Raw genomic sequence first — 23,184 nt, forward strand, 5'->3', positions numbered from 1 at the left:
GTTCCTCACCGGTCCGTATCCGACAGATCGACATCCGAGGTGACGTAGGCGTGGCTCTTCCGCCCCTTACCCCTGAACAGCGCGCAGCCGCGCTCGAAAAGGCCGCCGCGGCTCGCCGGGAGCGGGCCGAGGTCAAGAATCGACTCAAGCACTCCGGCGCCTCGCTCCACGAGGTCATCAAGCAGGGCCAGGAGAACGACGTCATCGGCAAGATGAAGGTCTCCGCCCTTCTGGAGTCCCTGCCCGGCGTGGGCAAGGTCCGCGCCAAGCAGATCATGGAGCGGCTCGGGATCTCCGAGAGCCGCCGCGTGCGGGGTCTCGGCTCCAACCAGATCGCTTCCTTGGAGCGAGAGTTCGGCGGCTCCGCCGCCTGACGTGCTCAGGCACCCCTGAGAACGGGGATAATCGCTCCATGGCTGCAACATCCCGGGGGACGTCCCCCGTACCCCCGGACGTACGTCCGCGGCTGACCGTGCTCTCCGGCCCCTCCGGAGTCGGCAAGAGCACGGTCGTCGCTCACATGCGCAAGGTGCACCCCGAGGTCTGGCTCTCGGTGTCGGCGACGACCCGCAAGCCTCGCCCCGGAGAGCGCAACGGTGTCCACTACTTCTTCGTGGACAACGACGAGTTCGACAAGCTGATCGCCAACGGCGAACTGCTGGAGTGGGCCGAATTCGCCGGCAACCGGTACGGCACACCGCGCCGAGCCGTGCTCGAACGTCTCGACGCGGGCGAGCCGGTCCTCCTGGAGATCGATCTTCAGGGGGCCCGGCTGGTCCGCCAGTCGATGTCCGACGCACAGCTGGTCTTCCTCGCCCCGCCGAGCTGGGACGAGCTGGTGCGCCGGCTCACCGGCCGCGGGACCGAGGCGCCCGAGGTGATCGAGCGTCGGCTTTCCGCCGCCAAGGTCGAGCTCGCCGCCGAATCCGAGTTCGATACGACGCTGGTCAACACCTCCGTCGAGGACGTATCACGTGAGCTGCTAGCCTTGATGCTTCAGGCTTCCGCCCGCCGTGACAGCAGCACCTGAACCAGCCGAACCGGAGCACCACCCCGGCGGAATCCGCAGAATCAAAGTTTTCTTTGATCTTTACCCCCTTCGGAAGGCAGAGAGTGTCCTCTTCCATCACCACGCCCGAGGGCATCATCAACCCGCCGATTGATGAGCTCCTTGAGGCCACCGACTCGAAGTACAGCCTTGTGATCTACGCCGCCAAGCGCGCGCGTCAGATCAACGCGTACTACTCGCAGCTCGGCGAGGGCCTTCTCGAGTACGTCGGTCCGCTCGTCGACACCCACGTGCACGAGAAGCCGCTCTCGATCGCGCTCCGCGAGATCAACGCGGGCCTGCTGACCTCCGAGGCCATCGAGGGCCCCGCTCAGTAAGCAGGAACAGAGCACCTTCACCACAGGCCCGGCGGCCACCACCGCCGGGCCTGTGGTGTGTCCGGGGTCGTGGGGGCGCCTCCGGTGCCGTGAGGCAGCATGGGGGTTGTACGTGTCCGAGTACGTACCCGAGTGCGGGGAGACGCAGTGGAGAAGCCGAAGGTCGTTCTGGGGGTCAGCGGGGGTATCGCCGCCTACAAGGCGTGCGAGCTGCTGCGACGGCTGACCGAGTCCGGTCACGACGTACGGGTCGTCCCGACCGGGTCCGCGCTCCAGTTCGTGGGCGCCGCCACCTGGTCGGCGCTCTCCGGGCACCCGGTGTCGACCGAGGTGTGGAACGACGTCCACGAGGTGCCGCACGTCCGCATCGGGCAGGGAGCCGACCTCGTCGTGGTCGCCCCCGCCACCGCCGACATGCTCGCCAAGGCCGCCCACGGTCTCGCCGACGACCTGCTCACCAACACGCTCCTCACCGCTCGCTGTCCGGTGGTCTTCGCGCCCGCCATGCACACCGAGATGTGGGAGCATCCGGCCACCCAGGAGAACGTCGCCACGCTGCGCCGGCGTGGCGCCGTCGTCATCGAGCCCGCCGTCGGCCGGCTCACCGGCGTCGACACCGGCAAGGGCCGGCTGCCCGATCCCGGCGAGATCTTCGAGGTCTGCCGCCGGGTGCTGGCCCGCGGGCCCGTCGCGCCGGACCTGGTGGGCCGCCATGTGGTGATCAGCGCGGGCGGTACGCGGGAGCCGCTCGACCCGGTCCGCTATCTCGGCAACCGCTCCTCCGGGAAGCAGGGGTACGCGCTGGCCCGTACCGCGGTCGCCCGCGGGGCCAGGGTCACGCTCATCGAGGCGAACACCGGACTGCCCGATCCGTCGGGCGCCGACGTCGTACGGGTCGGCACCGCGGTGCAGCTGCGAGAAGCGGTGCTGAAGGCCGCGTCCGACGCCGATGTCGTGGTGATGGCGGCCGCGGTCGCCGATTTCCGCCCGGCCGAGTACGCCGAGGGGAAGATCAAGAAGAAGGACGGCCAGGAGCCCGCGCCGATCGTGCTCGTTCGCAATCCGGACATCCTCGCCGAGGTCTCCGCCGAGCGGGCGACGCCGGACCAGATCGTCGTCGGCTTCGCCGCCGAGACCGACAACGTGCTCGCCAACGGCCGCGAGAAGCTCCTGCGCAAGGGTTGTGACCTGCTCGTCGTCAATGAGGTGGGGGAGCGCAAGACCTTCGGCTCCGAGGAGAACGAGGCGGTGGTCCTGGCGGCCGACGGCGGTGAGACCCCGGTGCCGTACGGTCCCAAGGAGGGGCTCGCCGACACGGTCTGGGATCTCGTGTCGGCACGCTTCTCGTCCCAGGCGTGATTAAGCTCTCACACCGGTGAAAAACCTTCCATATCCGGGCGTGAGTGGCTTCTCCGGAGGTTGATTCTCGTACCGCGGACATCAGTGCCGCAGGTCACAGAACTCCCAAAGGGCGAGACACGTGGTCCGGCAGCCGACAGCGACCGATAAACTGATGCCGGACCGTGCCGGGCGCAGCTCCCGGCGGTCCACCAATGATCAGCCAGCAGCCGCTGCAACCCCAGGGAGCGATGTGTCCCGCCGTCTCTTCACCTCGGAATCCGTTACCGAGGGTCACCCCGACAAGATCGCTGACCAGATCAGCGACACCATTCTCGACGCCCTCCTGCGCGAGGACCCGACTTCGCGCGTCGCCGTCGAGACCTTGATCACCACCGGTCTGGTGCACGTCGCGGGTGAGGTCACGACCAAGGCCTACGCCGACATCCCGACTCTGGTGCGCAACAAGATCCTGGAGATCGGCTACGACTCCTCGAAGAAGGGCTTCGACGGCGCCTCCTGCGGTGTCTCGGTGTCCATCGGCGCGCAGTCGCCCGACATCGCTCAGGGCGTCGACACCGCCTACGAGAAGCGGGTCGAGGGTGCTTCCCGCAGGGATGAGGAGGACGAGCTCGACAAGCAGGGCGCGGGCGACCAGGGCCTGATGTTCGGCTACGCCTGCGACGAGACGCCCGAGCTCATGCCGCTCCCGATCTACATCGCGCACCGGCTCTCCCGTCGGCTGTCCGAGGTCCGCAAGAACGGGACCATCCCCTACCTGCGCCCCGACGGCAAGACCCAGGTCACCATCGAGTACGACGGCGACAAGGCTGTCCGCCTCGACACCGTCGTCGTCTCCTCGCAGCACGCCAGCGACATCGACCTGGACTCGCTGCTCGCCCCCGACATCCGCGAGTTCGTCGTCGAGCACGTCCTCTCGCAGCTGATCGAGGACGGCATCAAGCTGGACACCGACGGCTACCGGCTGCTGGTCAACCCGACCGGCCGCTTCGAGATCGGCGGCCCGATGGGCGACGCCGGACTGACCGGCCGCAAGATCATCATCGACACGTACGGCGGCATGGCCCGCCACGGCGGCGGCGCCTTCTCGGGCAAGGACCCGTCGAAGGTCGACCGCTCGGCGGCGTACGCGATGCGCTGGGTCGCCAAGAACGTCGTCGCGGCGGGCCTCGCGGCCCGTTGCGAGGTGCAGGTCGCGTACGCGATCGGCAAGGCCGAGCCGGTGGGCCTGTTCGTCGAGACGTTCGGCACCGCCGCGGTCGAGACCGAGAAGATCGAGCACGCCATCGGCGAGGTCTTCGACCTCCGCCCGGCCGCGATCATCCGCGACCTCGACCTGCTGCGTCCGATCTACGCCCAGACCGCGGCGTACGGCCACTTCGGCCGTGAGCTCCCCGACTTCACCTGGGAGCGCACGGACCGCGTGGAAGCACTGCGCAAGGCGGCCGGGCTGTAGGCCTGCCGCACTCGCTCTGTACGCCGGGGCCCGGGCACCGCACGCGGTGTCCGGGCCCCGGCGCGTGCGGCCGGGGCCGCTGTCAGTGGCGTCTGGTAGGAATTTGGCTGTGAGCAGCAACAACGAGCAGTCCTCGGAGCCCGACGGCGGGGCGCCGGAGCAGCTTGCGCTCATTCGGGAGACCGTGCGGCAGGCGAAGGTGCCGCGGGCCAAACCGCGGACCTGGCGGGGCGCCGCGCTCGCGAAGGAGCTGCCCGTCGCCCGGGTGCTGGTCAACAAGGGCGTGCTCCACCTCGACCAGTACTTCGACTACGCCGTGCCGGAGGAGCTCGACGCCGAGGCACAGCCCGGGGTGCGGGTGCGGGTGCGGTTCGGCGCCGGGGGGCGCAATGTCCGCGGTGGGCGCCGTGAGGGCGGCGGCCTCATCGATGGGTTCCTCATCGAGCGGCGTGCCGAGTCGGACTACCCGGGGGCGCTCGCCGCACTGGCCTACGTCGTGTCGCCCGAGCCGGTGCTCGGACCCGAGCTGCTCGCCCTGTCGCGTGCGGTGGCCGACCGGTATGCCGGCAGCCTCGCCGATGTGCTGCAGCTCGCCGTGCCGCCCAGGAACGGACGGGCCGAGTCCAGGCCCTCGCCGGAGCCGCTGCCACCGCCCCCGGCGCCGTCGCCCGAAAGCTGGGAGCGGTACGAGCAGGGGCCCGCGTTCCTGCGGTCACTGGCCGAGGGCGGTGCCCCCCGGGCGGTATGGACCGCACTGCCCGGGCCGCACTGGCCCCAGGAGATCGCCAAGGCCGTGGCCGCCACCCTCGCCTCGGGGCGGGGCGCGCTCGTGGTCGTACCGGACGGGCGCACGGCGGGGCGCGTGGACTCCGCGCTCACCGAACTGCTCGGGGTGGGCCGCCATGCCCTGCTGACCGCCGACTCCGGGCCCGAGAAGCGGTACCGGGAGTGGCTTGCCGTGCGGCGCGGATCGGTGCGTGCGGTGGTCGGGACGCGGGCCGCGATGTTCGCTCCGGTCGCGGACCTGGGCCTGGTCGCCGTCTGGGACGACGGGGATTCGAGCCACAGCGACGACAACGCCCCCTTCCCGCATGTCCGGGAGGTCCTGGAGCTGCGGGCCGCGCACGGCCGGTGCGCGTTCCTGCTCGGCGGCACGAGCTGCACCGTGGAGGCCGCCCAGCTGGTGGAGACCGGCTGGGCGCTGCCGCTGCGTGCGGACCGGGAGCAGTTGCGGATCGCGGCGCCGCTGGTGCGTACCGTCGGCGACGGCGAGCTGGCCCGGGACGGGGCGGCCAGGGCCGCGCGGCTGCCCAGTCTCGCCTGGCAGACCGTACGGGACGGGCTGCGCCGCGGACCGGTGCTGGTCCAGGTGCCGCGGCGCGGATACGCGCCGCGGTTGGCCTGCGAGCGCTGTCGTGAGCCCGCCCGGTGCCGCCACTGCGCCGGGCCGCTGGAGGCGCCGGACCAGCGGGATCTCAACTGTGCGTGGTGCGGGCGGGCCGAGACCGCCTGGCACTGCGTGGCCTGTGGCTCCCAGCGGCTGCGGGCCCAGATCGTCGGTGCCCGCCGGACGGCCGAGGAGCTCGGCCGGGCCTTTCCCGCCGTGCCGGTGCGGACGTCCGGCCGCGACCACATCCTGGACTCCGTGCCGGACGCGCCCGCGCTGGTCGTGAGCACCCCGGGCGCCGAACCCGTCGCCGAGGGCGGTTATGCGGCTGCGCTGCTGCTCGACGGCTGGGCGATGGTCGGCCGCCCCGATCTGCGGGCCGGCGAGGAGGCGCTGCGCCGCTGGACTGCCGCGGCCTCGCTGGTACGGGGACAGCCGGACGGCGGCACGGTGGTGATCGTCGCCGAACCGACCCTGCGACCGGTCCAGGCGCTGGTGCGCTGGGACCCGGTCGGCCACGCCCGCCGCGAGTTGGCGGAACGCGCCGAGCTGGGTTTCCCGCCGGTGTCCCGGATGGCATCGGTGACCGGCCTGCCGGAGGCGCTCTCGGCGTTCCTTGCCGCCGCCGAACTGCCGCCGGAGGCGGAGGTGCTCGGCCCGGTCCCGGTTCCGGGTGCCGAACCCGGCAGACCCAGAAGACCGTGGGACGCGCCGCTGGGGGAGAGCTGGGAGCGGGCGCTGCTCAGGGTTCCGCCGGGCAGCGGCGCCGCGCTGGCCGCCGCGCTGAAGACGGCACAGGCCGCGCGGACGGCCCGGGGCAGCGGTGATCCGGTCCGGATCAGGATCGATCCCCCGGACATCGGCTGACCCGGCCCGCCGCCCACCGGCCCGGTGGACGGCGCACATGCGACTGCCCCGCCGTGCGCCAGGCACGGTGGGGCAGAGGGGGACTCGGTCAGCCGTTGCGCGGGCCGGGGAAGACGCCGGGGCGCAGCTCCTCGCGCAGGGGCGGCCGGTCCGAGGAGGGCTGCGGGGGCATGGAGCGGGCGGCGGGTACTACGGGCAGCACCGGAGCCGTGCCGGACCCGGGCGTCACGGGGAGCGGACGCGGCGCGGCGGTCTCGGCTGCCACCTCGGTGGTTCCCGGCTGCGGGGTGTTCCGGCGGGCGCCGTAGCGCCGGTGGACCGCCTGCTTGGTGACTCCGAGCGCGGAGCCCACCGCGTCCCAGGAGAAGCCCAGTGAGCGGTCGAAGTCCACTGCCGCCGTCACCAGGGTCTCGACGCTGTCGCGCAGTTCCTGGGCCAGCCTGACGGTGGGGGCCGGGGCCCTGCCGTAGACGACGAAGCCCGTGGACGGGCCGGAGCGGCGCGGACGGTAGACGTTGCCCAGTTGGGCCGTGAGCGTGCGCAGTGCGTCCACCTGCCGCCGGACCCGCTCGATGTCCCGCACCAACAGATGCAGGCTGGCCCGCGCTTGGGCGTCGTGGGTTGCGTGGTCGGCCATGAAGAAGCCTCTCGAACCGGCGTTGAAGGGGGCCGGGCCGCACCGTGGCGGCCCGCTTCGGTCAATCTCTCTTGACCAACGCGTCACCCGGCGATGTGGTCACGCTCCAGGTGCGTATGCGTAGATGCGCGGGGCGCACGGCCGTGAGTACGCCCCCCTGGCGGATGGCCCATAGACTTGTGCGTTGCTCGTCACCGTACGTCTCGGCCCGAGAGGCAGTCAGCCACCCATGAAGCTCGTCTTCGCAGGCACCCCCGAGGTTGCCGTCCCCGCCCTGGACGCCCTGATCGCTTCCGACCGGCATGAGGTGGCCGCCGTCGTCACTCGGCCCGACGCCCCTGCGGGGCGCGGCCGCCGACTGGTCGCCAGCCCCGTCGCCGAGCGCGCCGAGGAAGCCGGGATCGAGGTGCTCAAGCCCGCCCGCCCGCGTGACGAGGACTTCCTCGCGCGGCTGCGGGAGATCGCCCCGGACTGCTGTCCGGTCGTCGCGTACGGGGCGCTGCTGCCCAAGATCGCCCTCGACGTACCCGCCCGCGGCTGGGTCAACCTCCACTTCTCGCTGCTGCCCGCCTGGCGCGGCGCGGCCCCCGTCCAGCAGGCGGTGATGGCCGGCGACGAGGTCACCGGCGCCTCGACCTTCCTGATCGAGGAGGGGCTCGACTCGGGCCCGGTGTACGGCGTCCTCACCGAGGAGGTGCGGCCCACGGACACCAGCGGTGATCTGCTGACCCGGCTCGCCTTCGCCGGTGCCGGGCTGCTCGCCGCGACCATGGACGGCATCGAGGACGGCACGCTGCACGCCGTGCCGCAGCCCGTGGACGGCGTCACCCTCGCACCGAAGATCGCCGTCGAGGACGCCGAGGTGCAGTGGTCCGCACCGGCGCTGAGGGTCGACCGGGTGGTGCGTGGCTGCACACCCGCCCCCGGGGCATGGACGCTCTTCCGCGGGGAACGCCTCAAGCTCATCCAGGCCGTGCCCGTCCTGGACCGCGCCGATCTGGCGCCCGGTGAGCTGTCCGCGTCCAAGAACCATGTGTACGTCGGCACCGGATCGCACGCGGTCGAGCTGCTCTGGGTCCAGCCGCAGGGCAAGAAGCCGATGAGGGCCGCGGACTGGGCGCGCGGGGTGCGGATCGTCCCGGGGGAGCTGGTGGGGATCTAGGGGCTTCCGTTCGGATCGGGCCGGATCGGGGAACGGCCCGCCGCGGAGCGGTTGGTGTCGCCGTGGTGCGTGCAGCCGCAAGGCGGCGGAAGGAGCCCACGCGGAGGGGTATGCCGCCGCCGCCCTGGGCAAGGCGTCCCGACAGCTCACTCAGCCACTGTCCCGGTACGGAGGGATTACGCTGGGAGGATTCGCCCCTCACCATCAGCGGAGCACCTTTCACGTGAACGACCAGCAGCGTCGCCGTCCCGCCAAGCCGCATCGCCGGCCCCAGAAGGACCCGGTCCGGTTCCTCGCCTTCGAGGCGCTCAGGGCCGTCGACGAACGCGACGCGTACGCCAACCTCGTCCTGCCCCCGCTGCTGAAGAAGGCACGGGCCAAGGGCGACTTCGACGCCAGGGACGCGGCGCTGGCGACCGAACTGGTCTATGGGACGCTGCGCCGCCAGGGCACGTACGACGCGATCGTCGCGGCCTGCATCGACCGGCCGCTGCGCGAGGTCGACCCGCCCGTCCTCGACGTGCTCAACATGGGCGTGCACCAGCTGCTCGGCACCCGTATCCCCACCCACGCCGCGGTCTCCGCCAGCGTGGAACTGGCCCGGGTGGTGCTCGGTGAAGGGCGCGCCAAGTTCGTCAACGCCGTGTTGCGGAAGGTCGCCGCGGACGACCTCGACGGCTGGGTGGCGCGCGTCGCCCCGTCGTACGACGAGGACGCCGAGGACCACCTGGCGGTCGTGTACTCGCATCCGCGCTGGATCGTCTCCGCGCTCTGGGATGCGCTGGGTGGCGGCCGCGCCGGGATCGAGGACCTCCTCGAAGCCGACAACGAGCGGCCCGAGGTCACCCTCGTCGCCCGCCCCGGCCGCTCCACCACCGAGGAGCTGCTCACGGCCCTCGGCGACGAGAACGGCCTCCCCGGCCGCTGGTCCCCCTATGCCGTGCGGATGGCGGAAGGCGGCGAGCCCGGCGCCCTGGGCGCCGTGCAGGAGGGCCGCGCAGGGGTCCAGGACGAGGGCAGCCAGCTGGTGGCCGCCGCCCTCGCCAATGCGCCGGTGGAGGGCAGCGACAGCCGCTGGCTCGACGGGTGCGCCGGACCGGGTGGCAAGGCCGCCCTGCTCGCTGCCCTCGCCGCCGAACGCGGAGCCGCCCTGCTGGCCGCCGAGAAGCAGCCGCACCGGGCCCGTCTCGTGGAGCGGGCGCTGGCCGGCAACCCCGGCCCGTACCAGGTGATCACCGCCGACGGCACTCGCCCGCCGTGGCAGCCCGGCGTCTTCGACCGGGTCCTGATGGACGTACCGTGCTCCGGCCTCGGCGCGCTGCGCCGCCGCCCGGAGTCCCGCTGGCGCCGCCGCGCCGAGGACCTGGAGAACTTCGCGCCGCTGCAACGTGGTCTGCTGCGGGAGGCGTTGAAGGCCGTGCGGATCGGCGGGATCGTCGGTTACGCGACCTGCTCGCCGCATCTCGCGGAGACCCGGGTGGTGGTCGAGGACGTACTCAAGGGACGGGGCGGTGAGCCGGTCGAGGCGGAGTGGGTGGACGCGCGTCCGCTGATGCCGGGTGTGCCCGCGCTGGGCGACGGCCCCGACGTCCAGCTGTGGCCGCATCTGCACGGCACGGACGCGATGTATCTCGCGCTGCTGCGTCGTACGGCCTGACGGGACCCTTCCGGGGCCTCGGTGCGGGCCGATTCGCCGGGATTGCGCGAACTGTAATGATCCCGTGAGGCTTTGGGGCGCACCGAGGCAGGGAAGTGCCGCGGAACGTGGCAGGCTTGGCACATGGCCCAGATCAACCCGAGCATCCTGTCCGCCGACTTCGCCCGTCTCGCCGAGGAGGCGACGGCCGTCGAAGGCGCCGACTGGCTCCACGTCGACGTGATGGACAACCACTTCGTGCCCAACCTGACCCTCGGCGTGCCGATCGTGGAATCGCTGAGCCGGGCCACGGACACGCCGCTGGACTGCCATCTGATGATCGAGGACCCGGACCGCTGGGCGCCGCAGTACGTCGAGGCGGGTGCCGGTTCCGTCACCTTCCACGTGGAGGCCGCGGCAGCGCCCGTACGGCTGGCGCGGGAGATCCGGGCCAAGGGCGCCCGCGCCTCGATGGCGCTCAGGCCGGCGACGCCCATCGAGCCGTACGAGGACCTGCTGCCCGAGCTCGACATGCTGCTGATCATGACGGTGGAGCCGGGCTTCGGCGGCCAGGCCTTCCTCGACATCATGCTGCCGAAGATCCGCCGCACCCGTGAGCTGATCTCCAAGCACGGTCTGGAGCTGTGGCTGCAGGTCGACGGTGGTGTCTCGGAGTCCACCATCGAGCGGTGCGCCGAGGCCGGTGCGGATGTCTTCGTCGCCGGCTCGGCGGTGTACGGGGCCAATGACCCGGCCGAGGCGGTACGCGCTCTGCGTACCAAGGCGGACGGGACCATCGCTTCGGCGGCCTGGGCGTGCAACCACTGAAGCCGGCGGGGACGTCGGCAGTGACGACGGGACCGACTCCGGCCCCCGATTGCCGGTCGGCCCGGCCACGTGCAGATGAACGCGGTCCGACGGGACTGATCAAGGATTGCCGTATCTGACAGGATGAACGGCGTATCGAGCGTGTGAACAGCAGTGAGGAGATCGCGGTGTCTGCAATGTCGGCGGGCAGGTCCGCCCTGCGGATGGGGCCCGCGGAGCTGGTGCAGGCGGCGGCCATGGCCCGTCGCTTCTACCTTGAGGGGAAGTCGAAGATCCAGATCGCCGAGGAGTTCGGCGTCAGCCGCTTCAAGGTGGCCCGGGTCCTGGAGACAGCCCTTGAGCGTGACCTCGTACGGATCGAGATCCGGGTCCCCGCAGAACTGGACGCGGAGCGCTCCGACGCGCTGCGGGCCCGCTACGGGCTGCGGCACGCGGTCGTCGTCGAATCTCCGGCAGAGGAGGAGGACGACGCCCCGGACCCGGAGAACCTGGGCGAGGTCGCGGCCGACCTCCTGGGCGAACTGGTGAACGAGGGCGATGTGCTCGGCCTGGCCTGGGGCCGGTCCACCATTCACATGGCGGCGGCCCTCGACCGGCTGCCGCCGTGCACGGTCGTCCAGCTGACCGGGGTGTACGACGCGGGAACGGCCGAGCGCGGCTCGGTCGAGGCGGTCCGCAGGGCCGCCCAGGTGTCCGGCGGCGAGGCCCACCCGATCTATGCGCCGATGCTGCTGCCCGACCCGGCCACGGCCGCCGCGCTGCGTCACCAGACCGGCATCGCCCGTGCCTTCGAATACTTCGACAAGGTGACGGTCGCCGCGGTCTCCATCGGCTCGTGGGAGCCGGGTATCTCCACCGTCCACGACATGCTCACGGACGAGGAACGGGCGCACTACGCGTCGCTGGGCGTCGCCGCCGAGATGTCCGCCCACCTCTTCGACACGGAGGGGCGCCGGGTCGGCCGCGACCTGGGGGAGCGGTGCATCACGGTCGAGGCGGACCGGCTGCGCCGGATCCCCGAGGTGGTGGCGATCGCGGGCGGCCAGCGCAAGGCGGCGGCGATCGGGGCGGTCCTGCGGTCCGGTCTGGTCACCAGCCTGGTGACGGACACGGCCGCTGCCGACTATCTGCTGACGGAGTCGGCGGCGCCGCAGCGGCCCGCGCTGGAGCGCGCCGACCCGGACGGCGATTAGGGCATCTCGTTCGGATCAGGCCGGCTCGCGGGGTCCGGCACGCACCTCTGCGGCGTCGTCGTGAGGACGAAGGACCAGGAGGAAAGCCGGGTGCGGCACGCGCACCCGGCTTTCTCCGTACTGTCCTGACTGTCCTGTCCCTTTTCTGTGTGATCCTCAGTCGACACGTCCCTCGGCCCCGCAGTCGGCGGGTTCCGGTCCGATGCCCAGGACCGTCGCCTCCAGGTACTGCTCCGGCGCCTTGTACTGGCTGACGTCGGCCGGGTTGTAGCGCGGGGTCTGCCGCGACCAGTCCAGATTGCCCCGCATCCAGCTTCGCATCCCGTCCAGGTACGGGAGAAGCATCCCGGACAGCTGGGGGTAGGCCATGAGCAGTTCGGCCTCGGCCGCCAGGAAGCGGTCGGTCTCGGTGGCGATCTCCGCGCAGACGTGTTCGAGCGCCTGCTGCTTTCCGTAACCGCGGTGGTGCCGGACCAGATGGACGAGGTTGTGGATCTCGCCGAGCACCTGTTCCTTCTCGTACGAGTACACGTCGTTGGCCCAGCACACGACGTTGCACGAGGTTTCCACGGCGACGATGAACCGGGGATCGTTGTGGATCGACTCGGGCGCCTCGATGGCGGCCACGATCTCGATCAGGTCCATGCAGACATGTATCGCGCCGGTGTGCCGCCGCTTGGCGATGTAGGTCTCCTCGGACGGCACGACACCGTTCGCCCGGTTCCCCGCCTCCCAGGTGGTGGCCGTGGTGAGGTAGGTGACCAGGTGCCAGGCGAAGCGCCGGAGCCAGTGCGCCGCCGCGTTCGGCGTCGTACGTTCCCACAGGTCGGCCAGGGCGACCACGGCGGCCGGCAGGTCCTCGTCCGGCAGCGGACCGGTTCGGGTGCCCTCGACCACGCTGCGCATCAGGGTGACCACGTCCCGCACCCGCTCCGGGCTGCGGCCGAGATAGCCGTCGTCGAGCTGGTCGTCGACGAGAAACAGCCACACGAACCAGTCAGCGACGAGGTCGAGATTGTGCTCATTTGCGGTCGGGTACACCATGCCGACGAAGGCGCCGAAGTCGGCTTGCTCGAAGCGCTCCCTGGCTGAATCGCGGTGCACCAGGCCGGTGTTGCGCGTCCAGTTGTCGAGGTGTTCACGGGTGTGCGCGACGTGCGGATTCGTCCGCTGGGGGAACGGGCAGTAAATGTCCGGCAGTTCGTTCTCCACGGGCGGGTCTGGATCCTCTCCGGTCGTACGTATGACGGAAGTTGGGGCCATTCCGCCTGTTCCTCGGGACGTAGTCGTGACCCGCGGGACCTGCGCGTTTGAAGCTACCTGACCCCTTGTCACCAGGTCCAGGGAAGATGATCGCGAATGGTTCGCATGCCATTCGGGTAGGGTCCCCGGGCAAGGCAGGTTCCACTTGCCCGGGGCTCCCGCACTCGCTCCCTGGAGGAACGTACGAACGCGGGGGTCATTTGCTGTGTCTTCGTGGCAGCGACCTGCGCCGTTTCGCGTGAAAATATGAGTGTTATGCGTTTTCTTGAACCCGGCACCGGTCGTTATACACAGTCCCCCGCGGTCCCGTACGACCTCACGTACGACGATGTCTTCATGGTTCCGGGCCGCTCAGCGGTCGGTTCCCGCCAGGGGGTCGACCTCTCCTCGCCGGACGGATCCGGCACGACCATCCCGCTCGTCGTCGCCAACATGACGGCGATCGCGGGCCGCCGGATGGCCGAAACGATCGCCCGCCGCGGCGGTCTGGTCGTCATTCCGCAGGACATCCCGATCGATGTCGTCACCGACGTCATCTCCTGGGTGAAGACGCGCCACCTCGTGCTCGACACGCCGATCGTGCTCGCCCCGGGCCAGACGGTCGCCGACGCCCTGTCCCTGCTCCCGAAGCGTGCCCACGGCGCGGGCGTCGTCGTCGACGAGGAGCAGCGGCCCGTCGGCGTCGTCACCGACCACGACCTGACCGGTGTCGACCGCTTCACTCAGCTCTCCGTGGTCATGTCCAAGGACCTCGTGCTGCTCGACGCGGACATCGACCCGCGCGACGCGTTCAACAAGCTCGACGGCGCCCACCGCAAGCTCGCCCCGGCGGTCGACGCGGACGGCAGGCTCGTCGGCATCCTCACCCGCAAGGCGGCGCTCCGCGCCACGCTCTACACCCCGGCCACCGACGCCGACGGCAGGCTGCGGATAGCCGCCGCCGTCGGGATCAACGGCGATGTCGCGGGCAAGGCCAAGCAGCTCCTCGACGCGGGCGTCGACACGCTCGTCGTCGACACCGCGCACGGCCACCAGGAGTCCATGATCAGCGCGGTCCGCGCGGTCCGGGCGCTCGACCCGCAGGTGCCGATCGTCGCGGGCAACGTCGTCGCCGCCGAGGGCGTGCGCGACCTCATCGAGGCCGGCGCGGACATCATCAAGGTCGGGGTCGGCCCCGGTGCCATGTGCACCACGCGGATGATGACCGGTGTCGGACGGCCGCAGTTCTCCGCGGTGCTGGAGTGCGCCGCCGAGGCGAAGAAGCATGGCAAGCACGTCTGGGCCGACGGCGGCGTCCGCCACCCGCGCGATGTCGCCATGGCGCTCGCCGCGGGCGCGTCCAACGTGATGATCGGCTCCTGGTTCGCCGGTACGTACGAGTCGCCCGGCGACCTCCAGCAGTCCGCCGACGGCCGGTACTACAAGGAGTCCTTCGGCATGGCGTCCGCGCGCGCCGTGAAGAACCGTACGTCGGACGAGTCCGCGTACGACCGCGCCCGCAAGGCGCTCTTCGAAGAGGGCATCTCCACCTCGCGGATGTTCCTGGACCCGGTCCGTCCCGGCGTCGAGGACCTGATCGACTCGATCATCGCGGGCGTCCGCTCCTCCTGCACCTACGCCGGTGCGGCGTCCCTGGAGGAGTTTGCCGAGAAGGCGGTCGTCGGTGTGCAGAGCGCCGCCGGTTACGCCGAGGGCAAGCCGCTGCACGCCAGTTGGAGCTAGGGTCTTCCGTTCGGTTCGGTCCGGTCCGGACCGGACCGGACCGCGGAGCGGCCGGCGGCGCAGTGGTGCGTGCAACCGCAAGGCGGAGGCGGGAGCCCACGCGAAGGGTGTTCCCCATGACTTGAGGGCTTGAGGGCCATGGGGGAGTCGGCGACCGACGACAACGCCGCAGATGTGCGCGCCGGACCCCGCGGGCCCAGCATGATCCACACGAGGGGCCCTGGCTGTGCTGACCCGCGGGGTCGTTCACGAGGGCTGCGCCCGGGCCGCTGTTGCGGCCCGGGCGTTCTCCGTTGTCAGGGGACGTACGGGGTGAGGGCATCTGCGACCGCCGCCGCCAGCAGGGCGTGGCCGCTGTCGTCCGGGTGGAGGCCGTCCACCAGGTGTTCCGGGCCCAGGACATCCCTGCCCGGCAGCACCGACAGCCGGGCGTCCCCCGCCCGGACGAGGCTCGCGCCGGCCCGCTCCAGCGCCGTCCGCAGCTCGGACAGCGTGGTTCCGAGGGCGTTCGGGGTGTCCTCCGCGTCCGGGCGCAGGAGCGGGGAGACCAGCAGGATCGGCGTCCCCGGGTGGCCCGCGCGCACCAGGGCGACGAAGGCGCGCACCGTCTCGTACAGCAGCGGCGCCGAGAAGGGTACCGACGACCAGCAGTTCGTACCGAAGGCCAGCGTCAGCAGATCGGCCGGGAGCCCGGCGATCTGCTCGGCGACGCACAACTCCCCGCGCGCCGAACCCGCGTACCCCAGATTGACCGGGTCGAGGCCCAGCGCGCGGCCCGCCACCGCGGGCCAGGCGTGGGCGGGGCGCGTCGACCACCAGCCCTCGGTGATCGAGTCCCCGTGGACCACCCACCGCGGCCGCGCCGGGGCGGGCAGCAGGGCCCCGCCCACCGCCCGCAGCCCCAGGATCGCCGGGCCCAGCGTCTCCGGCGGATGGACGGTGAACGGGCCTTCCCCCGGCGGGAGTCCGATCACGGTGACGGCCTCCTCGGCGGGCCCGGCGAGGACCTCCGCCACACACTGCCCGCCCTGCCACAGTGCGAAGAGCCCGGCCCGGCCGTCCGCCGCGCCCCGGGCCGCGGCGCGGTAGCGGATCTCCACCGCACGCGCTCCCGGTGCCAGGAACTCCAGTCGGACCCCGGTCGGCAGCAGCGCCCGCTCCGCGGTGTCCCACGGCAGCCGGGCCAGATCGGCGGGGTCGGCCCGGACCGGGCGCACGCCGTCCCGCCAGGCGACACCTCGCAGGAAGGGATCGGGGTCGAGCCAGGTCATCGGAGCTCCATTCGACGGGTACGCACTCCACCCCTACCCCGTTGCACCGCGCCGACGTCCGTACGGCCCGGCCCACCACCACGTGTTCTACTTCGGTTGCGGCACCGTGCTGCCGACGCCCCGACCGGCCATCGCAGAGAAGTGATCCACCTGAAGTGCGACTGAACGATCTCGACGAACGCATCGTCCACGCCCTTGCCGAGGACGCCCGCCGCTCCTACGCCGACATCGGCGCGATCATCGGCCTGTCCGCGCCCGCGGTGAAACGCCGGGTCGACCGGTTGCGTGCGGAGGGGGCCATCACCGGATTCACCGTGCGGGTGGACCCGGCGGCGCTCGGCTGGGAGACCGAGGGTTTCATCGAGATCTACTGCAGCCGCAACACCTCCCCGGAAGCGATCAAGAGCGGTCTGGCGCGCTACCCCGAGATCGCCTCGGCCTCCACGGTCACCGGGGAGGCCGACGCGATCGTCCAGGTCTTCGCCGCCGACATGCGCCACTTCGAGCAGGTGCTGGAGCGGATCGCGGGCGAGCCCTATGTGGAGCGAACCAAGTCCGTGCTGGTGCTGTCGCCGCTGCTGCGGCGGTACTCCTCGGGGACGCCGGGCTGATCCGGCGGGCGGGCGTCAGCTCTTCTGCTCGTACTGCGGGTGCCAGGGCAGCACCGTGAAGTCGCCGGTGCCCGCCTCGACCTTCTCGAACGGGGCCGAGGACATGCACGGGGGCAGGTGGTCCTCCGCCTCCTGGTTCAGTCAGCTGTACCCCAGCCGGTCGTGGTTGCCCAGGTCGTGGACCGACATGCCGACCCGCCTGCCCTCGATGCCGATGTCGGTCGCCGTGATGACGCCGGTGACCACGGCCACCTTGCCGCCGGTCACCGGACAGTCCACCGAGCCCTCGGCCCAGCCGGACGTGCCGTTCGGGAAGACGTGGCGGAAGCGGAAGGTGCCGTACGCCTGCTCCGGGTCCATGGTGTCCTTCGCGGCGAGGTGGGCGTCGAAGGTGAAGGTGATGTCGTCCCCGACCGGGCGGTACAGCTTCGCCGTACCGGTCAGGGCTGCCGCTTCCCGTTGCCCCCTCGCAGTTCCGGGGGCCCAGTCGCCGAGCGCCGCTGCCGAGCCGGTGGCGCCCGCGGTGATCAGCAGCGCCGCTGCGATCGCGGCGAGCCGGGTGCGGATGTGCGCGATGCGGGTCATGACAGGCCTTCCGCAGGGCGGAGCGGGAGTCGCTCGGACGACTCCGACTCTTCCGGCGGGACCGCCGCCGCACATCGCGCCGGGGTCCCCGTCCGCTCTCCGCCGCGCGGCGGGAACCCACTCCGACCCGAGACCGATATCACCCCTGTGACCTGCGGAGACGCTCCGCGCAACGAATCACCGCCGGACCGGCGAATTGCGCAATGGATCGACGGTCGGCGCGCAACGCTCGCGCCTTGTCCGGCCGGATTACCGGCCCGTACCGTCTATACGTCCCCGCCCCGCCCGCACTGCCCGAGGTCAGCCATGCCGCCGTTGCGCACCGCCCTGCTCCAGAGCTCCGGACGTCCGGGCTCGGTGGCCGAGAACATCAAGGCCCTCGACGAGGCGGCAGAGCGCGCGGCAGCCGCCGGGGCGCGGCTGCTTGTCTGCCCCGAGCTGTTCCTGACCGGGTATGCCATCGGCGACGACGTACCCCTGCTGGCCGAGCCCGCCGACGGCGCCTCCGCGCAGACCGTCGCCTCCATCGCCGTACGGCACGGGCTCGCGGTTCTCTACGGGTACCCGGAGCGCGCGGACGAGCTGATCTTCAACTCCGCGCAACTGATCGGCCCCGACGGCACCCGGCTCGCCAACTACCGCAAGACCCACCTCTTCGGCTGCTTCGAGCAGCAGTGGTTCACCCCCGGCGAGCAGACCGTCGTCCAGACCGAACTGGACGGCGTACGCATCGGGATCATGATCTGTTACGACGTCGAGTTCCCCGAGAACGTACGGGCGCACGCCCTCGCCGCCACCGATCTGCTGCTGGTGCCGACGGCGCAGATGCATCCCTTCCAGTTCGTCCCCGAGTCCGTCGTGCCGGTCCGCGCCTTCGAGAACCAGATGTATGTCGCGTACGTCAACAGGACCGGCCCGGAAGGCGAGTTCGAGTTCGTCGGGCTGAGCTGTCTGGCGGGGCCCGACGGCACGGTCCGCACCCGCGCCGGACGTGGCGAGGAGCTCGTGATCGGCGAGGTCGACCCGGAGTTCCTGAGCGCGTCCCGCGCCGCCAACCCGTATCTGCGCGACCGCCGCCCCGGTCTGTACGGCTCCCTCGTCTGAGTCCGCCGCGCCCCTCTCTTCCACTGCCCCCGCAAGGAGTCCCCACCCCATGACGTCCACGGTGCCCAACGCCGTCCAGCACACCGACGCGCAGCCGCCGATCACCATGTTCGGTCCGGACTTCCCCTACGCGTACGACGACTTCCTGGCGCACCCCGCGGGGCTGGGGCAGATACCGGCGACCGAGCACGGTGCCGAGGTGGCGGTCATCGGTGGCGGGCTCTCCGGCATCGTGGCGGCGTACGAACTGATGAAGATGGGCCTCAAGCCCGTCGTCTACGAGGCGGACCGGATAGGCGGCCGGCTGCGTACGGTCGGCTTCGATGGGTGCGACCCCTCGCTGACCGCCGAGATGGGTGCGATGCGCTTCCCGCCGTCGTCCACCGCGCTGCAGCACTACATCGACCTGGTGGGCCTGGAGACCAGCCCGTTCCCCAACCCACTCGCGCCGACCACCCCGTCGACCGTCGTCGACCTCAAGGGCGAGTCGCACTACGCGGAGACGATCGACGACCTGCCGCAGGTCTACCGTGACGTGATGGACGCCTGGAACGCCTGCCTGGAGGAGGGCGCCGACTTCTCCGACATGAACCGGGCGATGCGCGAGCGCGACGTCCCGCGGATCCGGGAGATCTGGGCGAAGCTCGTCGAGAAGCTCGACAACCAGACCTTCTACGGCTTCCTCTGCGCCTCCGACGCCTTCAAGTCGTTCCGGCACCGCGAGATCTTCGGCCAGGTCGGGTTCGGCACCGGCGGCTGGGACACCGACTTCCCCAACTCCATCCTGGAGATCCTGCGGGTCGTCTACACCGAGGCCGACGACCACCACCGCGGCATCGTCGGCGGCAGCCAGCAGCTCCCGCTGCGGCTCTGGGACCGCGAGCCGCAGAAGATCGTGCACTGGCCGCTCGGTACCTCGCTGTCCTCGCTGCACGACGGGGAGCCCCGTCCCGCCGTGACCCGACTGCACCGCACCGCCGGGAACCGGATCACCGTCACCGACGCGACCGGCGACATCCGCACCTTCCGGGCGGCGATCTTCACGGGGCAGTCCTGGCTGCTGCTCTCCAAGATCGCCTGCGACGACGAGCTGTTCCCCATCGACCACTGGACGGCGATGGAGCGGACCCACTACATGGAGTCGTCGAAGCTGTTCGTGCCCGTCGACCGGCCGTTCTGGCTGGACAAGGCCGTCGACGGCAGGGGGGTTCCCACCGGGCGCGACACCATGTCGATGACGCTCACCGACCGGATGACGCGGGGCACGTACCTTCTCGACGACGGGCCGGACAAGCCGGCCGTCATCTGCCTCTCGTACACCTGGTGCGACGACAGCCTGAAGTGGCTGCCGCTCTCCCCGAACGAGCGCATGGAAGTGATGCTGAAGTCGCTCGGCGAGATCTACCCGAACGTCGACATCAGGAAGCACATCATCGGCAACCCGGTGACCGTCTCCTGGGAGAACGAGCCCTATTTCATGGGCGCGTTCAAGGCCAACCTGCCGGGCCACTACCGCTACCAGCGGCGGCTGTTCACCCACTTCATGCAGGACCGGCTGCCCGCCGACAAGCGGGGCCTCTTCCTCGCGGGCGACGACATCTCCTGGACGGCCGGGTGGGCCGAGGGCGCCGTGCAGACCGCGCTCAACGCCGTATGGGGTGTGATGAACCACTTCGGCGGTGCCACGGACACGACGAACCCCGGCCCCGGCGATGTCTTCGACGACATCGCCCCGGTCGAACTCCCGGAGGACTGAGCGGCGTTACGCGGGCCGGCAGACGCTGCGCTGCCGGCCCAGGCCGGAGACCTCGACCTCCATCACATCGTCCGGTCCCAGGTACGGGAAGAGGCCGGACAGCGCCACGCCCTGCGGCGTACCGGTGTTGATGATGTCGCCGGGCTCCAGCACCAGATACTGCGACAGATGGTGCACCAGATGCGCCACGCTGAAGATCATGTCCGCGGTGCTGGAGTCCTGTCGCGGCTCCCCGTTGACGTAACTGCGCAGCCGCAGCTGCTGCGGGTCACCGACCTCGTCGGCCGTCACCAGTACCGGGCCCAGCGGGTTGAACGTGGCGCAGCTCTTGCCCTTGGACCACTGGCCACCCGACTCCTCCAGCTGAAAGGCGCGCTCCGAGACGTCGTTGCTGACGGCGTAACCGGCGATGTACGAGGCGGCGTCGTCAGGCGAGTCGAGGTAGGCGGCGCGGCGGCCGATGACGACGGCCAGCTCCACCTCCCAGTCGGTCTTCTTCGAACCGCGCGGGATGAGGACGTCGTCGTACGGGCCGACGATCGTGTTCGGCGACTTGTAGAAGAGGATCGGCTGCTCGGGCGGCTCGGACCCGGACTCCGCGGCATGGGCCGCGTAGTTCTGGCCGATGCAGAGCAGCGCGTGCGGGCGGGCGACGGGCGCGCCGATCCGCTGCCCGGTGATGTCGGTCTCCGGGAGCTTCGGCTCGGCGGGAATCAGGTGCGGCTTCTCGGTGAGCGCGGCGAGGAACACGCCGTCGATGTCGTCGGTGACGCCCGACAGGTCGTAGTGGCGGCCTTCGGGGCAGGCGAGGACCGGACGCTCATGGCCCGGCTCGCCGATGCGCATCAGTCGCATGGGGTGAACTCTCCTGAGAGGTAAGGGGAATGACGCGGTGGATCAGTGCAGGCGGGTCAGGGCGTCGACGGTGACCGCATGGGCCGGGGGCTGCCCCGCCAGCAGCCGCAGCACCTCGCCGACCGCACTGGCGCCGAGCCGCTGCCGGCACTCGACACTGCCCGCTGCCTGATGCGGGGTCAGCAGCACATTCGGCAGGGCGCGGAACGGGTGGTCCGACGGCAGCGGCTCGGCGTCGAACACATCGATCGCCGCATCGAGCCGGCCCGACTGCAACTCGGCGAGCAGCGCCTCCTCGTCGACCAGCCATGACCTGGCCGTGTTCACCAGGCCCGCCCCGTCCGGCATCAGCGCCAGCTGTCCGGCGCCGATCATCCGATGGGTCTCCTCCGTCACCGGCGCGTGCACGGCCACGATCCGGCTGCGCGACAGCAGTGTGTCCAGGGGGACGGACTCCACGCCGAGCGCCCTGGCGTCCGCCCCGGACAGGAACGGGTCGGTGACGGAGACCCGCGCGCCCATCGCCTGCACCATCGCGATGTACGCCCGCCCGGTACGGGACGCGCCGATCACCCCGATGTCGCTGCCGTGGATCTCGTGGCGCGGCGGGGCCTCGCTCGCCGCCGCCCACTCGGCGCCGCCCCGCAGCGCGTGGTCGAAGCGCTGGATGCGGTGGAGCAGCGACAGGGTGAAGGCGAGTGCGACCTCGGCGACCGGCCGGGCCATCTCGTCCCCGGCCTGGGTGACACGGATCCCGCGCCGGAACACCTCTTCGGTGACGTACGGGGCGACGGCCGAGCCGGTGTGCGCCACCAACTCCAACCGGTCGGCCGCCGCCAGGAGTTCGGCGTCGACCTTGGGGGCGCGCCAGGAGAGGATCAGTGCGCGGGCGCCGGGCAGCGCCGCTGCCAACGCCGCCCGGTCGGAGTGCTCGTCGAGGACGGTCAGCTCCGCCGCCCGTACCAGCTCCCGCCAGACCGCGCCGGTGAAGAACTGGGCGCGCAGCTGGGGCGGTACGGCGACGACGACCCGGGGGCGGTCAGGAGAGCCAGGCATCGAGGTGCTCCGCAATGAAGGCGTCATCGGTCAGCCAGGGGTAGGCCGCGGCCACCCGAGTGATCTCGTCCGCCTGCCCCGGCGAGAGCGTCTCGGCCGGGTCCAGGCACCGGATGTTCGCCAACAGGCCCTGTCGGCGCAGCACTTCGTGCACGCCTGCGATGCAGCCGCGGAACGCGCCGCGGACATCGAACACCGCGCTGTTGGCGTCCGTCAGCTCGGAGCGGCGGGCCAGGCAGCGCACCGTCGCCGCGTGGTCGCCGGCGCGGGCCGCGCGGACGTCGTCGAGGAGGGTGGCGGCGGAGCTGGTCCATACGGCCCACTGGCCGAGGAGCCCGCCCGCGAACCAGCGCCGCGTGCCGTTCGCCGTCTCGTACGGGGTGAGCAGGTCACCGATGATGTCGTCGTCATTGCCGGTGTAGAGCGCCACCTCGTCGGCGCGGTCGGCGGCGGCCACCGCCCGCACGACATCCGCGGTGCGGTACCGGTCGAACGGAGCGACCTTCACGGCGACCGTGGACGGCAGATCGGTGAAGGCCGACCAGAACGCCGGGGAGAGATAGCGCCCGCCGACGGCCTCCTGGAGGTAGAAGCCGATCACGGGCAGCACCTCGCCGACCGCGCGGGCCCGCTCCAGCAGGCCCTTCTCGTCGGCGCCCGGCACGGCCGGGCTGAGCAGCACGGCGTCATAGCCGAGCGCGGCGGCGGTCTCGGCCTCGGCGACGGCCTGCGCGGTGTAGCCGCAGGCGCCTGCGACCTTGATGAACGGGCGGCCCGCCTCGGCGTCGATGGTCTCGGCGGCGAGTTCGAGTACCGGCCCCAGGAGACCGACCTCGGGCTCCCGGATCTCGAACTGGGTGGTGTGCACGGCGACGGCGACACCGCCGGCCCCGGACGCCAGGTAGTAGCGGGTCAGCGCACGCTGACGCCGCTCGTCGAACGTACCGTCGGCGTGCAGCGCGAGCGGGTGGGCGGGGATCACCGCCCCCCGGGCGAGCGCGTCGAGGGAGGGCGTGGCCGTGGCCGCGGTGGAGGGAGTGGACATGGAGT

20 protein-coding genes and 1 pseudogene are annotated in these 23,184 nt (G+C 71.3%); 14 read left to right on the forward strand and 7 right to left on the reverse strand.

Annotated elements, in window-relative coordinates; translation table 11 throughout:
- Positions 1-50: 50 nt before the first annotated feature.
- The 6 genes from OG972_RS33595 (at position 51) to OG972_RS33620 (ending at position 6,455) form a co-directional block, all read left to right on the forward strand.
- Positions 51-374, forward strand: a complete 324-nt coding sequence (locus tag OG972_RS33595) for an integration host factor (protein WP_014157387.1) — start codon at positions 51-53, stop codon at positions 372-374.
- A 38-nt stretch (positions 375-412) separates the two neighbouring features.
- Positions 413-1,030 (forward strand): guanylate kinase, encoded by a 618-nt coding sequence (gene gmk, locus OG972_RS33600; protein WP_266987977.1) that lies wholly within the window; start codon positions 413-415, stop codon positions 1,028-1,030.
- An 83-nt stretch (positions 1,031-1,113) separates the two neighbouring features.
- Positions 1,114-1,386, forward strand: a complete 273-nt coding sequence (gene rpoZ, locus OG972_RS33605) for a DNA-directed RNA polymerase subunit omega (RefSeq protein ID WP_003970369.1) — start codon at positions 1,114-1,116, stop codon at positions 1,384-1,386.
- Between the two features lie 147 nt (positions 1,387-1,533).
- Positions 1,534-2,745, forward strand: coding sequence for a bifunctional phosphopantothenoylcysteine decarboxylase/phosphopantothenate--cysteine ligase CoaBC (gene coaBC, locus OG972_RS33610; protein WP_266987979.1), 1,212 nt, complete (start codon positions 1,534-1,536; stop codon positions 2,743-2,745).
- 232 nt (positions 2,746-2,977) lie between these two features.
- Complete coding sequence (gene metK, locus OG972_RS33615) at positions 2,978-4,201, forward strand: methionine adenosyltransferase (RefSeq protein ID WP_266987981.1); 1,224 nt, start codon at positions 2,978-2,980, stop codon at positions 4,199-4,201.
- 109 nt (positions 4,202-4,310) lie between these two features.
- A complete protein-coding gene (locus OG972_RS33620; RefSeq protein WP_266987983.1) occupies positions 4,311-6,455 on the forward strand; it encodes a primosomal protein N' in 2,145 nt (714 codons plus the stop codon).
- Between the two features lie 88 nt (positions 6,456-6,543).
- On the opposite strand, the gene OG972_RS33625 is transcribed toward OG972_RS33620, so the two are convergent.
- A complete protein-coding gene (locus OG972_RS33625; RefSeq protein WP_266987985.1) occupies positions 6,544-7,092 on the reverse strand; it encodes a hypothetical protein in 549 nt (182 codons plus the stop codon).
- A 229-nt stretch (positions 7,093-7,321) separates the two neighbouring features.
- On the opposite strand from OG972_RS33625, the gene fmt reads away from it, so the two are divergent.
- From fmt to OG972_RS33645, 4 genes are all read left to right on the forward strand, one after another.
- Complete coding sequence (fmt, locus tag OG972_RS33630) at positions 7,322-8,254, forward strand: methionyl-tRNA formyltransferase (RefSeq protein ID WP_266987987.1); 933 nt, start codon at positions 7,322-7,324, stop codon at positions 8,252-8,254.
- 223 nt (positions 8,255-8,477) lie between these two features.
- Complete coding sequence (locus OG972_RS33635; RefSeq protein WP_266987989.1) at positions 8,478-9,911, forward strand: RsmB/NOP family class I SAM-dependent RNA methyltransferase; 1,434 nt, start codon at positions 8,478-8,480, stop codon at positions 9,909-9,911.
- A 123-nt stretch (positions 9,912-10,034) separates the two neighbouring features.
- The gene (gene rpe / locus OG972_RS33640) at positions 10,035-10,718 is read left to right on the forward strand and encodes a ribulose-phosphate 3-epimerase (RefSeq protein ID WP_266987991.1); all 684 of its coding nucleotides are present in this window, start codon (positions 10,035-10,037) and stop codon (positions 10,716-10,718) included.
- A gap of 176 nt (positions 10,719-10,894) precedes the next feature.
- The gene (locus OG972_RS33645) at positions 10,895-11,911 is read left to right on the forward strand and encodes a sugar-binding transcriptional regulator (protein WP_037695464.1); all 1,017 of its coding nucleotides are present in this window, start codon (positions 10,895-10,897) and stop codon (positions 11,909-11,911) included.
- A 156-nt stretch (positions 11,912-12,067) separates the two neighbouring features.
- Here the strand turns inward: OG972_RS33645 and OG972_RS33650 are convergent, their stop codons facing one another.
- Positions 12,068-13,123 carry a terpene cyclase gene (locus OG972_RS33650; protein ID WP_266987993.1) on the reverse strand — a complete coding sequence of 352 codons (1,056 nt, stop codon included), beginning with the start codon at positions 13,121-13,123 and terminating at the stop codon, positions 12,068-12,070.
- A gap of 306 nt (positions 13,124-13,429) precedes the next feature.
- On the opposite strand from OG972_RS33650, the gene OG972_RS33655 reads away from it, so the two are divergent.
- A complete protein-coding gene (locus tag OG972_RS33655; RefSeq protein ID WP_266987995.1) occupies positions 13,430-14,896 on the forward strand; it encodes a GuaB1 family IMP dehydrogenase-related protein in 1,467 nt (488 codons plus the stop codon).
- A gap of 296 nt (positions 14,897-15,192) precedes the next feature.
- Here the strand turns inward: OG972_RS33655 and OG972_RS33660 are convergent, their stop codons facing one another.
- Positions 15,193-16,167: a GDSL-type esterase/lipase family protein gene (locus tag OG972_RS33660; protein WP_266987997.1), complete on the reverse strand. Its 975-nt coding sequence runs from the start codon at positions 16,165-16,167 to the stop codon at positions 15,193-15,195.
- A 155-nt stretch (positions 16,168-16,322) separates the two neighbouring features.
- Here OG972_RS33660 and OG972_RS33665 point away from each other — a divergent pair, with 155 nt between their 5' ends.
- Complete coding sequence (locus tag OG972_RS33665; protein ID WP_266987999.1) at positions 16,323-16,778, forward strand: Lrp/AsnC family transcriptional regulator; 456 nt, start codon at positions 16,323-16,325, stop codon at positions 16,776-16,778.
- A 15-nt stretch (positions 16,779-16,793) separates the two neighbouring features.
- Here the strand turns inward: OG972_RS33665 and OG972_RS33670 are convergent.
- Positions 16,794-17,363 (reverse strand): annotated as a pseudogene (locus OG972_RS33670) (Repetin).
- Positions 17,364-17,669: 306 nt separating this feature from the next.
- On the opposite strand from OG972_RS33670, the gene OG972_RS33675 reads away from it, so the two are divergent.
- Positions 17,670-18,467 (forward strand): carbon-nitrogen hydrolase family protein, encoded by a 798-nt coding sequence (locus OG972_RS33675; protein WP_266988001.1) that lies wholly within the window; start codon positions 17,670-17,672, stop codon positions 18,465-18,467.
- A 49-nt stretch (positions 18,468-18,516) separates the two neighbouring features.
- Positions 18,517-20,223, forward strand: coding sequence for an NAD(P)/FAD-dependent oxidoreductase (locus OG972_RS33680; protein WP_266988003.1), 1,707 nt, complete (start codon positions 18,517-18,519; stop codon positions 20,221-20,223).
- Positions 20,224-20,229: 6 nt separating this feature from the next.
- On the opposite strand, the gene OG972_RS33685 is transcribed toward OG972_RS33680, so the two are convergent.
- From OG972_RS33685 to OG972_RS33695, 3 genes are read right to left on the reverse strand one after another with little or no spacing between them, the layout of a single operon-like run.
- The gene (locus OG972_RS33685; protein WP_266988005.1) at positions 20,230-21,078 is read right to left on the reverse strand and encodes a fumarylacetoacetate hydrolase family protein; all 849 of its coding nucleotides are present in this window, start codon (positions 21,076-21,078) and stop codon (positions 20,230-20,232) included.
- 42 nt (positions 21,079-21,120) lie between these two features.
- Positions 21,121-22,134 carry a hydroxyacid dehydrogenase gene (locus tag OG972_RS33690; protein ID WP_266988007.1) on the reverse strand — a complete coding sequence of 338 codons (1,014 nt, stop codon included), beginning with the start codon at positions 22,132-22,134 and terminating at the stop codon, positions 21,121-21,123.
- Positions 22,118-23,179: a dihydrodipicolinate synthase family protein gene (locus OG972_RS33695; protein WP_266988009.1), complete on the reverse strand. Its 1,062-nt coding sequence runs from the start codon at positions 23,177-23,179 to the stop codon at positions 22,118-22,120. Before OG972_RS33695 ends, OG972_RS33690 begins: the two co-directional genes overlap by 17 nt.
- Between the last annotated feature and the right edge of the window lie 5 nt (positions 23,180-23,184).

Source organism: Streptomyces sp. NBC_01669, from assembly GCF_026339735.1.
Lineage (GTDB): Bacteria > Actinomycetota > Actinomycetes > Streptomycetales > Streptomycetaceae > Streptomyces > Streptomyces yanii.

What these genes read in the sequence shown, in the direction of transcription:
- OG972_RS33680 (WP_266988003.1), top strand. Translation starts at nt 18,517, where the DNA reads ATGACGTCCACGGTGCCCAACGCCGTCCAGCACACCGACGCGCAGCCG.
- OG972_RS33625 (WP_266987985.1), bottom strand. Translation starts at nt 7,092, where the DNA reads ATGGCCGACCACGCAACCCACGACGCCCAAGCGCGGGCCAGCCTGCAT.
- OG972_RS33675 (WP_266988001.1), top strand. Translation starts at nt 17,670, where the DNA reads ATGCCGCCGTTGCGCACCGCCCTGCTCCAGAGCTCCGGACGTCCGGGC.
- OG972_RS33685 (WP_266988005.1), bottom strand. Translation starts at nt 21,078, where the DNA reads ATGCGACTGATGCGCATCGGCGAGCCGGGCCATGAGCGTCCGGTCCTC.
- fmt (WP_266987987.1), top strand. Translation starts at nt 7,322, where the DNA reads ATGAAGCTCGTCTTCGCAGGCACCCCCGAGGTTGCCGTCCCCGCCCTG.
- OG972_RS33660 (WP_266987997.1), bottom strand. Translation starts at nt 16,167, where the DNA reads ATGACCTGGCTCGACCCCGATCCCTTCCTGCGAGGTGTCGCCTGGCGG.
- OG972_RS33655 (WP_266987995.1), top strand. Translation starts at nt 13,430, where the DNA reads ATGCGTTTTCTTGAACCCGGCACCGGTCGTTATACACAGTCCCCCGCG.
- rpe (WP_266987991.1), top strand. Translation starts at nt 10,035, where the DNA reads ATGGCCCAGATCAACCCGAGCATCCTGTCCGCCGACTTCGCCCGTCTC.
- OG972_RS33645 (WP_037695464.1), top strand. Translation starts at nt 10,895, where the DNA reads ATGTCGGCGGGCAGGTCCGCCCTGCGGATGGGGCCCGCGGAGCTGGTG.
- OG972_RS33690 (WP_266988007.1), bottom strand. Translation starts at nt 22,134, where the DNA reads ATGCCTGGCTCTCCTGACCGCCCCCGGGTCGTCGTCGCCGTACCGCCC.
- gmk (WP_266987977.1), top strand. Translation starts at nt 413, where the DNA reads ATGGCTGCAACATCCCGGGGGACGTCCCCCGTACCCCCGGACGTACGT.
- OG972_RS33695 (WP_266988009.1), bottom strand. Translation starts at nt 23,179, where the DNA reads ATGTCCACTCCCTCCACCGCGGCCACGGCCACGCCCTCCCTCGACGCG.